This is a genomic window from Amycolatopsis sp. lyj-346 (genome assembly GCF_046548975.1).
Classification (GTDB): domain Bacteria; phylum Actinomycetota; class Actinomycetes; order Mycobacteriales; family Pseudonocardiaceae; genus Amycolatopsis.
The window spans coordinates 112,080-126,874 of record NZ_JAJPWT010000015.1; the positions used below are offsets into that span (position 1 = coordinate 112,080).

Here is a 14,795-nt window from a genome sequence, read left to right on the forward strand (position 1 = left end):
GATGGCCGAGGACCAGAAACTGCTCGACTACCTCAAGCGCACCACCGTCACCCTGCGCGAGACGCGGCGGCGGCTGGACGAGGCCGAGTCGGCGGTCAGGGAGCCGATCGCGATCGTGGGCATGGCGTGCCGGTTCCCGGGGGGCATCGACTCCCCGGACGGGTTGTGGCGGCTGGTGTCGTCGGGCGGTCACGCGGTGACCGACTTCCCGGCCGACCGCGGGTGGGACGTCGACGCGCTGTACCACCCCGACCCCGCCCACCACGGCACCAGCTACACCCGCCGGGGCGGCTTCGTCGCCGACGCCGGCGCGTTCGACGCGGCGTTCTTCGGCATCAGCCCCCGCGAGGCGCTGGCCATGGACCCGCAGCACCGGCTGGTCCTGGAGGCCTCCTGGGCGGCGATCGAGCACGCGGGCCTCGACCCGGCCGCCCTGCACGGCAGCCGCACCGGGGTGTTCGTCGGTTCCATCGGCCAGGACTACGCCGCACTGGTTACGCGGTCGGCCGCGTCCGCCGAGGGCCACGTGCTCACCGGGAACGCCGGCAGCGTGCTGTCGGGCCGGGTGTCCTACACCTTCGGGTTCGAGGGGCCCGCGGTCACCGTGGACACCGCGTGCTCGTCGTCGCTGGTCGCCCTGCACCTGGCGGCGCAGTCCCTGCGGGCGGGGGAGTGCTCGCTGGCGCTGGCCGGCGGCGTGACCGTGATGGCCACCCCGGGGGTGTTCGTCGAGTTCTCGCGCCAGCGCGGCCTGGCACCGGACGGGCTCTGCAAGTCCTTCGCCGACGCCGCGGACGGCACCGGCTGGGGCGAGGGGGCCGGGGTGCTGCTCGTGGAGCGGCTGTCCGACGCCCGGCGCAACGGGCACCCGGTGCTCGCGGTGGTGCGGGGTTCGGCGGTCAACTCCGACGGCGCGTCCAACGGCCTCGCCGCGCCGAACGGCCCGGCGCAGCAGCGGGTGATCCGGCGCGCGCTGGCCGCCGCCGGGCTGTCACCGTCCGATGTGGACGTCGTGGAGGCGCACGGCACCGGCACCCGGCTGGGCGACCCGATCGAAGCGCAGGCGCTGCTGGCGGCCTACGGCCAGGATCGCGAGCGGCCCCTGTGGCTCGGCTCGGTCAAGTCGAACATCGGCCACACCCAGGCCGCGGCCGGCGTGGCCGGGGTGATCAAGGTGGTGGGCGCGCTGCGCGCCGGCCTGCTGCCGCCGACCCTGCACGTCGACACCCCCACCACCCACGTCGACTGGACGACGGGCGCGGTCCGGCTGCTGACCGAAACGGTGCCGTGGGAAACGGGGCGGCCGCGCGTGGCGGGCGTGTCGTCGTTCGGGATCAGTGGAACCAACGCCCACGTGATCCTGGAGGAGGCACCGCCCGAACCGGCGGTGCCGGTCGAATCCGCGCGGGTGATCCGACCGGCGGGCCCCGCACCGGTCGTGCCGTGGGTGCTGTCGGCCAAGACCCCGTCCGCCCTCCGGGCGCAGGCCGCCCGGCTGGCCGAGCGCGTCAGCTCGGCGGAGCTCGAGCCGGCCGATGTCGCGCGCGCCCTGGCGCAGCGGACCGTGTTCCCCTACCGGGCCGTCGTCGCCGGGCCCGACCGGGAGCGGCTGGTCGCGGAGCTGACGGAGATCCGGCCGTTCGAGCCGGCCGGGGCGGGCACGACCGCGGTCGTGTTTCCCGGGCAGGGCGCCCAGTGGCTCGGCATGGGCCGGGCCCTGCACGCCGCCTTCCCCGTGTTCGCCGAGGCCTTCGACGCCGTGCTGGCCGAGCTGGCCCCACCGGTCCGCGCGGTCGTCTGGGGTGACGACCCGCTCACCCTGGACCGCACCGAGTTCGCGCAGCCGGCGTTGTTCGCCTTCGAGGTGGCGCTGTTCCGGCTGCTGGAGTCGGCCGGCGTTCGCGCCGACGCGGTACTGGGGCACTCGGTCGGCGAGATCGCCGCGGCCCACGTGGCCGGCGTGCTGTCGCTGCCGGACGCGGGCCGGCTGGTCTCCGCCCGGGCGGAGCTGATGGGCGGCCTGCCGCCGGGCGGGGCGATGCTGGCCGTCCGGGCGGACGAGGACGAGCTGGGCGTCCTGCCGGACGGGGTCGCCGTCGCGGCGGTCAACGCCCCGGGCTCGGTGGTGCTCTCCGGCCCCGAAGACGCGATCGGCGAACTCGCGACCCGGTTCGCGAAGACGACCCGGCTGCGCGTGTCGCACGCGTTCCACTCGGCCGCGATGGAGCCGATCCTCGCCGAGTTCGCCGCCGTCGCCGAATCCTTGACCTACCACGATCCCGTCGTCCCGGTGGTGTCCACTGTGGAGCCCGGCGCGGACGTGCGCGAGCCGGGTTACTGGGTGCGCAACCTGCGGCGGACCGTGCGGTTCGCCGACGGCGTCCGCGCCCTCGAGGCCGCCGGGGTGCGCACGGTGCTCGAAGCCGGGCCGGACGGCACACTCGGTGCGCTGGGCGAACAGAGCACCGGACTGACCTTCGTGCCGTTGGCGCGCCGCGACGACGACGGTGCGGAGCGGCTGTTCCGTGGCCTCGGGACGGCCTTCGCGGCGGGCGTGCCGGTGGCCTGGGAGCGGCTGCTGCCGGACGGCGCGCGGGCGGAGCTGCCCGCCTACGCGTTCGACCGGACCCGGTTCTGGGTGACGGGCTCGACCGCGGCCGGGATCGCCGAGGCCGGGCAGGTGGCCGCCGGGCACCCGTTGCTGGGTGCGGCGGTCGAGCTGGCCGGGGCGGGCGGGGTGGTCCTGACCGGGCGGCTGTCCCTGGCGACCCACCCGTGGCTGGCCGGCCACGTCGTCGGCGGTGACGTGCTGCTGCCCGGCACGGCGTTCGTCGAACTGGTCGCCCGCGCGGGCGACGAGGTCGGCTGCGACCGGATCGAGGAGCTCACGCTCGCGGCGCCGCTGCGCATGCCGTCGACCGGGGGGATCGCGGTGCAGCTGGCGGTCGGCCCGGAGGGTGCGGACGGCACGCGTCCGGTCGAGGTCTTCTCCCGGCCCGAAGACGCCGGTGAGGAGTGGGTCCGGCACGCCGGTGGCGTGCTTTCCGCGGGCGAGGCGCCCGGCGTCGCGCTCGCCGGCTGGCCGCCGCCCGGCGCGGAGCCCGTCCCGGTCGAAGGCCTCTACGACCGGTTCGCCGCCCTCGGGTACGACTACGGTCCCGCGTTCCAGGGCGTTCGCGCCCTGTGGCGCCGCGGCGCCGAGGTCTGGGCCGAAGTCGCCCTGCCCGAGGAACAGCACGCCACCGCGGACCGGTACCGGCTGCACCCGGCGCTGCTCGACGCCGCGCTCCACCCGCTGGTCGCCGTGCTCGACGACGCCGCGGACGGCCCGCCGGTCCTGCCCTTCGCGTGGACCGGGGTCACCGTCCGGCAGTCCGGGGTGTCCCGGGTCCGCGTGCGGCTGACCCGGGACGACGGCACCGTACGCGTGGCCGTCGCGGACGACGCGGGAAGGCCGGTTGCTTCGGTCGATTCCCTGGTCCTGCGGCCCCTCGCCCGCGTGTCACCGCAGGATCTGTACGACGTCGCGTGGACGCCCGTGCCCACGCCCGTGCCCACGCCCGCGGCCGGACACGCGGCGGAAACCTGCCACGTCGAGCCCGGATCGGGCGACGTGCACGCCGTGACGGCGCGGGTGCTGGCCTGGTTGCAGGACCGGCTCGCCGATCCCGGTGCCGGCCCGCTCGCCGTGGTCACCCGCACGGGAGACCTGGCCGGCGCGGCCGCCGCCGGTCTCGTCCGCTCCGCGCAGTCCGAGCACCCGGGCCGGATCGTGCTCGTCGAAAGCGACGGCCGTCCCGAGTCCGCGCGCGTTCTCGGCGCCGCACTGGCCAGTGCCGAGCCCCGGCTGGCCGTTCGTGCCGGGAACCTGCTCGCGCCCCGGCTCCGTCGCGCCGAACCCGCCGCGGGCGGAGCTTCGTTCGGCACCGGCACCGTGCTGGTCACGGGGGCCACCGGGGCGCTCGGCGGCCTGGTCGCCCGGCACCTGGTCACCGCGCACGGCGTGCGGGACCTGCTCCTGGTGTCGCGCCGGGGCCCCGCGGCCGCGGGCGCGGACCGCCTGGCCGCCGACCTGACCGGGCTCGGCGCCCGGGTCCGGATCGAGGCGTGCGACGTCGCGGACCGGGCGGCCCTGACCGCGTTGCTGGCGACGATCCCCCTCACCGGCGTGGTGCACGCGGCGGGGGTGCTCGACGACGGCCTGATCACCGCGCTGACCCCCGAACGGCTTTCCGCCGTGCTGCGCCCCAAGGCGGACGCCGCACTGGCGCTGGACGAAGCCACCCGCGGACACGACCTCGCCGCGTTCGTCCTGTTCTCCTCGATGGCGGGCGTGACCGGCGCGCCCGGGCAAGGCAACTACGCCGCCGCGAACGCGTTCCTCGACGCCCTCGCCGAGCGCCGCCGCGCCGAGGGGCTGCCCGCGCTCGCCCTGGCCTGGGGCTTCTGGGCGCGGGACGACTCGATGACCGGGAACCTGACCGACGCCGACGTGGCCCGTCTCGCCGCCGCGGGAATCGTTCCGATGCCGGCGGCGCAGGGGCTCGCCCTGCTGGACGCCGCGCTCGCCGGCGGGCCGGTCGTCGTGCCCGCCCGGCTGGACCTGGCTGCGATCCGGGCCTCGGGACAAGTACCCCCGCTGCTGCATGGCCTGGTCCGGCCGGCCGCGCGCCGGTCCGCGGACGCCGGTGACGCCGACCTGGCCGGGCGCACGGCCGGGCTGGCGCGCGCCGAACGGCTGCGGATCACCATCGAAGTGGTGCGCACCCACGTCGCGGCCGTGCTCGGCCACGGCGATCCGCGCGGGGTACCCGCCGACCGCGCGTTCACCGAGCTGGGCTTCGACTCGCTGACCGCGGTCGACCTCCGCAACCGGCTCACCGCCGCCACCGGGCAGCGGCTGCCGGCCACGCTGGTGTTCGACTACCCGAACACCGCCGCGCTCGCCGAGCACCTCGTCGACGGCCTCGCGGAGCCCGAAGCCGCGCCGGTGACCCCGGCGCGCACCGACGACCCGATCGCCATCGTGGGGATGGCCTGCCGGTACCCGGGCGGGGTCGGCTCGCCCGGAGACCTGTGGCGGCTGGTGGCCGGGGGCGGCGACGCCGTCGGCGGGTTCCCGGCCAACCGCGGTTGGGACCTCGAGGCGTTGTACCACCCGGATCCGGAGCATGCGGGCACTTCGTACACGCGGCAGGGCGGTTTTTTGTACGACGCGGCGGATTTCGACGCGGGGTTCTTCGGGATCAGCCCGCGGGAGGCTTTGGCGATGGACCCGCAGCAGCGGCTGCTGCTGGAGGTCTCGTGGGAGGCCGTGGAGGCCGCCGGGATCGACCCGGCGGCGCTGCGCGGCAGCCGGACCGGGGTGTTCGCCGGGCACATGTACCACGACTACGCCGCCCGGATGGCGGGCCTGCCCGATGGCCTCGAAGGGTTCGTGGGCAACGGGAACTCCGGCAGCGTCGTCTCCGGCCGGGTCGCGTATTCGTTCGGCTTCGAAGGGCCGGCGGTGACGGTGGACACCGCGTGCTCGTCGTCGCTGGTGGCCCTGCACTGGGCGATGCAGTCCCTGCGGGCGGGGGAGTGCACGCTCGCACTGGCCGGTGGGGTGGCCGTGATGGCCACGCCGACGGTGTTCGTCGAGTTCTCGCGGCAGCGCGGCCTGGCCGCCGATGGCCGGTGCAAGGCGTTCGCGGAGGGCGCGGACGGCACCGGGTGGGGCGAGGGTGTCGGAGTCCTGGTGGTGGAGCGGTTGTCGGACGCTCGCCGGAACGGTCACCGGGTGCTGGCGGTGGTGCGCGGTTCGGCGGTGAACTCCGATGGCGCGTCGAACGGGCTGACCGCGCCGAACGGTCCGTCGCAGCAGCGGGTGATCCGCCAGGCTCTTGCGACCGCGGGCCTTGGACCGTCCGATGTGGACGTGGTGGAAGCGCACGGTACGGGTACGAAGCTGGGTGATCCGATCGAGGCCCAGGCGTTGCTGGCGACGTATGGGCAGGACCGTGAGCAGCCGCTGTTGCTCGGCTCGGTGAAGTCGAACATCGGGCACACCCAGGCGGCCGCGGGTGTCGCGGGGGTGATCAAGATGGTGCAGGCGATGCGCCACGGCGTCGTCCCGGCGACGTTGCACGTGGACGCGCCGTCGTCGCAGGTGGACTGGTCCGCCGGCCGGGTGGAGCTGCTGACGGAGCCGGTGGAGTGGCCGGAAACGGGCCGTCCGCGGCGGGCGGCGGTGTCCTCCTTCGGGGTCAGCGGCACGAACGCCCACGTCCTGCTGGAACAAGGCGATCCCGCGGCCCCGTCCGGCGACGGGCCCGCCCCGTGGCTGCTGTCGGCCAAAAGCGACACCGCGTTGCGTGGCCAGGCCGCCCGGCTCGCGGAGCACCTGAACGCCCACCCCGAGCAGTCCGACGGCGCCATCGCCGCCGCGCTCGGCGCGCGGGCCCGCCTGAGCCACCGCGCGGTCGTGCTCGGCGGCAAACCCGCCGCGGTGGCGGCCGTGCGCGACGGACGGCCGCACCCCGACGTGGTCACCGGCACGGCGACGCCGTCCGCGGCGGTGTTCGTCTTCCCCGGGCAGGGTTCCCAGTGGGTGGGGATGGGCCTCGGGCTGCTGGAGACGTCCGCGGCGTTCGCCGGCGCCTTGGGACGGTGCCGGGACGCGCTCGCCGAGTTCGCGGACTGGGACCTGTTCGCCGTGCTGCGCGACGAGGAAGCGCTGCGCCGCGTCGACGTCGTCCAGCCCGCGCTGTTCGCGGTCATGGTGGCGCTGGCCGAGTGGTGGCGGGCGAACGGGGTGCAGCCCGCCGCCGTCATCGGTCACTCGCAGGGGGAGATCGCCGCCGCCGTGGTCGCCGGGATCCTGTCCCTGCGAGACGCCGCCCGGGTCGTGGTCCGGCGTGCCCAGGTGATCGCGCGGCGGCTGCCCGGGCGGGGCGGGATGGCGTCGGTGTCCCTGGCCGCCGACGTCGCCGAGGCCCGGCTGCGGCCGTGGGACGGCCGGCTGTCCGTGGCCGCCGTCAACGGGCCCGGGACGGTCGTCGTGTCGGGGGAGAACGCGGCGCTCGAGGAGTTCCTGGCCGGCTGTGCCGCCGACGACGTGCGCGCCCGGCGGGTCGCCGTCGACTACGCGTCGCACTCGGCCCAGGTCGATCCGGTGCTCGACGAGGTCCGCGCCCGGCTGGCCGGCATCGAGCCGCGCCCGGGTGACGTCCCGCTGTTCTCCACCCTCACCGGCGAGCGGAGCGAGGCTCCGCTCGACGCGGCCTACTGGGCGGACAACCTTCGCGGCACCGTCCGGTTCGAGGCGGCCGTGCGGTCCGCTGTCGACGCCGGGCACCGCACGTTCGTCGAGATCAGCGCCCATCCGATCCTCCTCGCGGCGATCCAGGAGATCGACGCGGAGACCACCGCGCTCGGCACCCTCCGCCGCGGCGAGGACGACCCCGGGCGTGCCACCCGCGCTCTCGCCGAGGCGCACGTCGCGGGCCTTCCGGTGGCGTGGGACCTGCCCGCGCCCGCCGTCGAACTGCCGCCGTACGCGTTCGACCACCGCCCGTTCTGGTACGAGCCGGAACCCGCCGCCGAAGCCACCGGAGCCGGCCAGGCCGCCACCGGTCACCCTCTTGCGGGCGCGGCCGTCGAAGTCGCCGCGGACGGCGGCGTGGTGCTCAGCGGCGGGGTGGCGCTGGACAGTCATCCCTGGCTGGCCGACCACGCCGTCGGGGACGCGGTGCTGCTCCCGGGCGCGGCGTTCGCCGAGCTGGCCGCCCGCGCGGGCACCGAGGCCGGGCTGGGCCGGGTCCGCGAGCTGACCCTGCACGCCCCGCTCGTCCTGGCCGAGGAGCGGGTGGCCCTGCAGGTCCGCGTCGGTCCCGCGGGGGAGACCGGCGACCGCCCGGTCGACGTGCACTCCCGTGCCGGGGACGCCGTCGAATGGATCCACCACGCGAGCGGCCTGCTCACCACGTCGACCGGCCCGGCTGCCGGCACCGAGGCCGCGTGGCCGCCGGTCGACGCGGAGCCGGTGCCCGTGGCGGACATGTACGACCGGTTCGCCGCGGCGGGCTACCACTACGGGACGGCGTTCCGCGGCGTCCGCGCGGTCTGGCGGCGCGGTGACGAGGTGTTCGCCGAGGTCGAGGCGCCGGCGGCCGCGGGGTTCGCCGTGCACCCGGCCGCGCTCGACGCCGCTCTGCACCCGGCCCTGCTCGCCGCGCTCGACGACGGCGGCAGCCCGGGTTCCGCCGTGCTGCCGTTCGCCTGGACCGGTGTCGAGGTCCGGCCGACCCGGGAGACCCGGCTGCGCGTGCGGCTCGGCAGCGGCTCCGGCGGGCTGGCCGTGACCGTGACCGACGAGGCGGGCCGTCCCGTGGTCACGGTGGACTCGCTGGTGACCCGCTCGGTGCCGGTGGCGCCCGACCGGGTGTTCCGGGTCGGGTGGACGCCGGTGTCACCCGCCGCGGCCCCGGGACCGCGTGAGGTCGTCCGGCTCGAGGGCGACGGCGACGTGCACGCCTTGACCGTCCGCGCGCTCGGCCTGCTGCAGAACCTCCCGGACTCGCCACTGGTGATCGTCACCCGCGGCGCCGTCTCCACCGGACCCGGCGATCCCGTGACCGACCTCGCGGCCGCCGCGGTGTGGGGTCTGGTGCGCTCGGCCCAGACCGAAGAGCCGGGCCGGATCTTCCTCGTCGACACCGACGGCGAGGTGCCGTCCGGTCTCGGGGACGAGCCGCAGCTGGCGGTGCGCGGCGGGCAGGTGCTCGCGCCCCGGCTGCGGCGGGCGGCCGAGCCGGAACCCGGCGCGCCGGTGTTCGGGCCGGGCACGGTCCTGGTGACCGGGGGCACGGGCGGGCTGGGCGCGACGGTCGCCCGGCACCTCGTCGCCGGGCACGGCGTGCGCCGTCTGGTGCTGGTGTCGCGTCGTGGCCCCGGGGCGCCCGGTGCCGCCGCACTCGAACGCGACCTGACCGGGGCCGGCGCCGAGGTCACCGTCGTCGCGGCCGATGTCGGCGACCGGATCGCGCTCGCCGCGGTGCTGGCGGAGATCCCCGACCTGACCGGTGTCGTGCACACCGCGGGCGTGCTGGACGACAGCGTCATCGCCGGCCTGACCCCGGAGCACCTGGCGCGGGTGCTGCGCCCCAAGGTCGACGCGGCGCTCGCGTTGCACGAGCTGACCCAGGACCGGGAGTTGACCGCTTTCGTGCTGTTCTCCTCCTTGGCCGGGCTCCTCGGCGCCCCGGGACAGGGCAACTACGCGGCGGCGAGCGCCGCCCTGGACGCCCTCGCCGCGCAACGGCGGGCCGCGGGCCTGCCGGCCGTGTCCCTGGCCTGGGGTTTCTGGGCGGAGCGCAGCGGCATGACCGAGCACCTGTCCGACGCCGAAGTCGGCCGGATGGCGGCCGCCGGCCTGGCACCGCTGTCCACTGCACAGGGCCTCGCCCTGTTCGACGCCGCGCAGCACGCCGCCGACGCACTGGTCGTCACGGCCCGCCTCAGCCCGGCCCGGATCACCGGGACCGTGCCGCCGCTGCTGCGCGGGCTGGTCCGCGGCGCCGCCCGGCCGGCCGCCGGAGGTTCCGTCCCGGTCGACGCGGATGCCCTGCCGGAGCTCGTCCGTGCGCACGTCGCGGCCGTTCTCGGCCACGCCGAGGCCGCCGACATCGCCGAGTCCCGCGCCTTCACGGAGCTGGGCTTCGATTCGCTGACCGCCGTCGAACTGCGCAACCGGCTCGCCGCGGCGACCGGGCTGCGGCTGCCGGCGACGCTGGTCTTCGACCACCCCACCCCGCGCGCGCTGGCCGCCTTCCTGGCCGGCGAGCTCGGCGCACCCGCACCCACCGCCGAAGCCGCCCCGGTCACCACCGCCGGTCCGGACGAGCCCATCGCCATCATCGGCATGGCCTGCCGGTACCCCGGGAACGCCGACTCACCCGCCGCGCTGTGGCGGCTGGTGTCGGACGGGGTCGACACGATCTCGGCGGCGCCCCTCGACCGGGGCTGGGAGGCCTACTACGACCAGGACTTCCCCCGGCTCGGGGGATTCGTCCACGACGCCGCCGACTTCGACCCGGCGTTCTTCGGGATCAGCCCGCGGGAGGCACTGGCGATGGACCCGCAGCAGCGGCTCCTGCTGGAGATCGCCTGGGAAGCCGTCGAGCGCGCCGGGATCGACCCGGAGTCCTTGCGCGGCAGCCGGACCGGGGTGTTCGCGGGCCTGATGTACCACGACTACGCGGCCCGGCTGGACACGGTTCCGGAAGACCTGCGGGGACTGATCGGCAACGGGAACGCGGGCAGCGTCGCGTCCGGCCGGATCGCCTACACCTTCGGCTTCGAAGGGCCCGCGGTCTCCGTGGACACGGCGTGCAGTTCCTCGCTGGTGGCCCTGCACTGGGCGATGCAGTCCCTGCGGTCAGGGGAGTGCGGCCTCGCGCTGGCCGGCGGCGCCACCGTGATGGCCACGCCCGGGGTCTTCATCGAGTTCTCCCGCCAGCAGGGCATGGCGGCCGACGGGCGGTGCAAGGCGTTCGCCGACGGCGCGGACGGCGCGGGCTGGGGTGAGGGCGCGGGCCTGCTGCTGCTGGAGCGGTTGTCGGACGCTCGTCGCCACGGCCACGAGGTGCTCGCCGTGGTGCGGGGTTCGGCGGTGAACTCCGATGGCGCGTCGAACGGGCTGACGGCGCCGAACGGACCGGCCCAGCAGCGGGTGATCCGCCAGGCCCTCGCGGCCGCGGGCCTGTCACCGTCCGAAGTGGACGTCGTCGAGGCGCACGGCACCGGCACCCGGCTGGGTGATCCGATCGAGGCGCAGGCGCTCCTCGCGACCTACGGGCAGGACCGCGCCGAGCCTCTGCTGCTGGGCACCGTGAAGTCCAACCTCGGGCACACCCAGGCCGCGGCCGGGGTCGCCGGGGTGATCAAGATGGTCGAGGCGATGCGGCACGGGGTGGTACCCGCGACGCTGCACGCGGACCGGCCGTCGTCCCAGGTGGACTGGTCGGCCGGGGCCGTCGAGCTGGCGGCGCAGGCCCGTCCGTGGCCGCGCACGGGCCGGGCCCGGCGCAGCGCGGTGTCCTCCTTCGGCATCAGCGGAACGAACGCGCACGTGATCCTGGAGCAGGCCCCCGGGACTCCGGAGCCGGCCGGTCCGGTCTCGGACGTGGTGGCCTGGCCGGTCTCCGCGAAGACCGCCGACGCGCTGGCCACCCAGGTCACCCGGCTCACCGAGGGACGCTGGCCCGCCGCCCCGGCGGCGAAGACGCTCACCGGGCGGACCCTGTTCGACCACCGTGCGGTGTTGCTGGCCTCGGCCGACGGCGTCACGGAGGTCGCCCGCGGCGTCGCCCGGAACCCGGGAAAGACGGCGATCCTCTTTCCCGGCCAGGGTGCCCAGCGCCTGGGTATGGGCCGCGAACTGCACGCCCGGTTCCCGGCGTTCGCCGACGCGTTCGACGAGGTGAGCGCCGAACTGCCGGTGCGGGCGGTGATGTGGGGAGACGATCCCGCAGTGCTCGACCGCACCGGCTCGGCCCAGCCGGCGCTGTTCGCCCTGGAAGTGGCGCTGTACCGGCTGCTGGAGTCGTTCGGCCTGCGACCGGACTGCCTGGCGGGCCACTCGCTCGGGGAGATCACCGCCGCCCACGTCGCCGGGGTGCTGTCGCTGCCGGACGCGTGCACCCTGGTCGCGGCCCGCGCCAAGCTCATGCAGAGCCTGCCGCCGGGCGGAGCCATGGTCGCGATCCCGGCCGCGGAGACGGCGGTGGCACCGCTGCTGTCCGGCGGCGCCTGCCTCGCCGCGGTGAACGGCCCGGCCGCGGTCGTCGTGTCCGGCCCCGAGGCGGCCGTGCTCGCCGTGGCGGCGCACTTCGACCGCACCACCCGCCTGCGCGTGTCGCACGCCTTCCACTCGGCGGCGATGGACCCGATCCTGGCCGACTTCGCGGTCGTCGCGGAATCGTTGTCCTACCGGGAACCCCGCATTCCGGTGGTGTCCACAGTGTCCACCCGGGCGAATGTCACCGAGCCGGGGCACTGGGTCCGCAACATCCGCGACACCGTCCGCTACGGGGACGCGGTCGCCGCCCTGCGCGCAGCGGGGGTGACCGCGATGCTCGAAGCGGGTCCGGGTGCCTCGCTCGCCGCGGTGAGCGAGGCGGTGCCGGTGCTGCGCAAGGACCAGCCGGAAGAGCGGTCCCTGCTCACCGCACTCGCGCGCCTGCACGTCGACGGCGCCGCCGTCACCTGGCCCGCACCCGCGGCCCGGCCCGCCGACCTGCCGACCCACCCGTTCGCGCGGCGCCGTTTCTGGCTCGACGCCACGGCGGGGGCTCGCCCGCCGGCCGGCACTTGGAGCTACCGCACCACTTGGGACGCGGTCACCCCGGAGCCGGCAGGCGGCCGCCACTGGGTGGTCGTCCACGAGAACGCCGGCGCCTGGAGCGCGGCGGTGATCGAGGCACTGGCCGCGCACGACACCGTGGTGACCACCACCGTCCTCGACGCCGAGGTCCTCGCCGGCGCGACCGGCGTCGTCTCCCTGCTGAGTTCCGTGCCCGCCACCGTCACCCTGCTGCAGGAGCTGGCCTCGCTGGAGACAGCCGCGCCTCTGTGGTGCGTGACCCGCGAAGCGGTCGGGGTGGATCCGGCGGACGTCGTCGACCCCGACGCCGCGATGCTCTGGGGATTCGGCCGCGTCGCGGCTCTCGAACACCCGGGTCTCTGGGGTGGCCTCGTCGACGTGTCCGCGGCGGGCGTCGCCCGGTTGCCCCACGTCCTGGGCGGCCCGGAGGACCAGGTGGCCGTGCGCGGGGAGACCGTGCACGGCCGCCGCCTGACCCGGGCCCCGGAACCCGGCGGCACCACCGGTTTCCGGGAGTGGCTGACCGGTGCCGTGGTCGTCACCGGCGGCACGGGTGCACTGGGCGGGCACGTGGCCCGTTGGGCCGCCGGCCACGGCGCTCCCGAGATCCTGGTGCTGAGCCGCAGCGGCCCGGCTGCTCCCTCGGCGGAAGCACTGGTCGCGGACCTCGGACCGCGGGTTCGCGTCCTCGCCTGCGACACCACGGACCAGGACGCGCTCGCCGACGCGCTGGCGAGCGCCGAGCACGCGGTGACGGCTGTCTTCCACGCGGCGAGTGCTGCCGGCACCGGCGCCATCGCCGATCTCACGGGGGAAGACCTCGCCCGCGCGTTCGCCGCGAAGGCCGGCTCCGCGCGGTTGCTGGACGAACTGGTGCCCGACGCTGCGTTGGTCCTGTTTTCCTCGGCCGCGGCGACCTGGGGTGGCGGCGGGCAGGCGGCCTACGCCGCGGCCAACGCCTACCTCGACGCACTCGCCACGCGGCGGCACGCGCAGGGGCGGCCCGGTGTCTCGATCGCTTGGGGCCCGTGGGCCGGGGCGGGCATGGCCGCGACCGTCGCCACCGACCTCCACCGCCGCGGCTTGCGCCCGATGAGCCCGTCGCACGCCCTTGCCGCGCTGGAGCGAACCCTCGCCACGCGTGACCGCCCCCATGTCACGATCGCCGACGTCGACTGGGATCGGTTCGCGGCGACGTTCACGGCGGTCCGGCCGAGTCCGTTGCTGGCGCACTTGACGACGCCGCCTGCTCCGGCGGCCGGGGAGGTGCCCGCGGGCTCGTTGGCGGAAGTCGTCCGGGCGCAGGTGGCCGCCGTGCTCGGGCACGCCTCGGCAGCCGAGGTCGATCCGGACGCGGAGTTCACCGCCCTGGGGTTCGATTCGCTGACCGCGGTCGACCTGCGTGACCGCCTGGTCGCCGCCACCGGGCTGGAGGTGTCGGCGACCGCGGTCTTCGACCACCGCACGCCGGCCGCACTGGCCGGGTTCCTGGCCGGCCGGCCGGCACCGGCACCCGCCACCGAGCCCGGCATCGGGACGCTGTTCCGGCAGGCTTGCGAGACTGGGAAGCTGGCGGAGGGGATGGCCCTGTTGTCCGCCGCGGCGGCGCTCCGGCCGGTGTTCACCACCGAGGACCGCCCGCCCGCGCCGGCGCTGCGGCAGCTGAGCGGGCCGGCCACGCCCGAGGTGGTGTGCTTCCCGTCGGTCCTGCCGGGATCGACGGTCCACCAATACCTGCACCTGGCCGAGAACTTGCCGGGCCTGCACGCCTTCCCGCTCGCCGGGTACGCGACCGGAGAACCCTTGCCCGCCACCGTCGAAGCCGCCGTCGGGCTCTACGCCGACGCGGTCGTCGCGGCATGTCCCACGCCGCCGGTGCTGGCGGGGTACTCCGCGGGCGGCTGGCTGGCCCACGCCGTCGCCACCCGCCTGGAATCGGCCGGCCACGCCGTGCGGGGCGTCGCGCTGCTGGATACGTACCTGCTGCCCGGCGAGGCGGACCCGGCGCTGCACTCCCACCTCGCGTCGATGCTCGGCAGCACCCTGCTCGCGGACTTCGACACGGCCAACCTGACGGCCGCGGGAGCCCACCTGAGCCTGTTCGAACGGTGGCAGCCCGCGCCACTGCGGGCCCCACTGCTGATCGTGCGCCCGGCCGAACTTCTCACCGACCCGCACTGGCCACACCCGCACACGGTGGCCGACGTGCCCGGCGACCACCTGACGATGATGGAAACCGGTGCGGCCGCCACGGCCGAGGCACTGAGCACGTGGCTCGCGCAGCGCAACCATTCGTCCGAGGGCCGGACCGGTAGCGGCGGCAAGGTCACCGAATAGCTCACCGAAGACGAGGTCCGCGAGCCGAGGGCTTCGCGACGAACGCGGCCTCGTCAATTCGAGATCCTCCTCGTCGCGGCGTGAGCACCGC

General features: G+C 75.9%; 1 protein-coding gene. It reads left to right on the top strand.

The annotated features are described in order from the left end of the window. The first annotated feature begins 1 nt into the window (after position 1). Positions 2 to 14,704, top strand: coding sequence for an SDR family NAD(P)-dependent oxidoreductase (locus tag ACLJQE_RS33945; protein WP_410643623.1), 14,703 nt, complete (start codon positions 2 to 4; stop codon positions 14,702 to 14,704). Positions 14,705 to 14,795 lie beyond the last annotated feature (91 nt).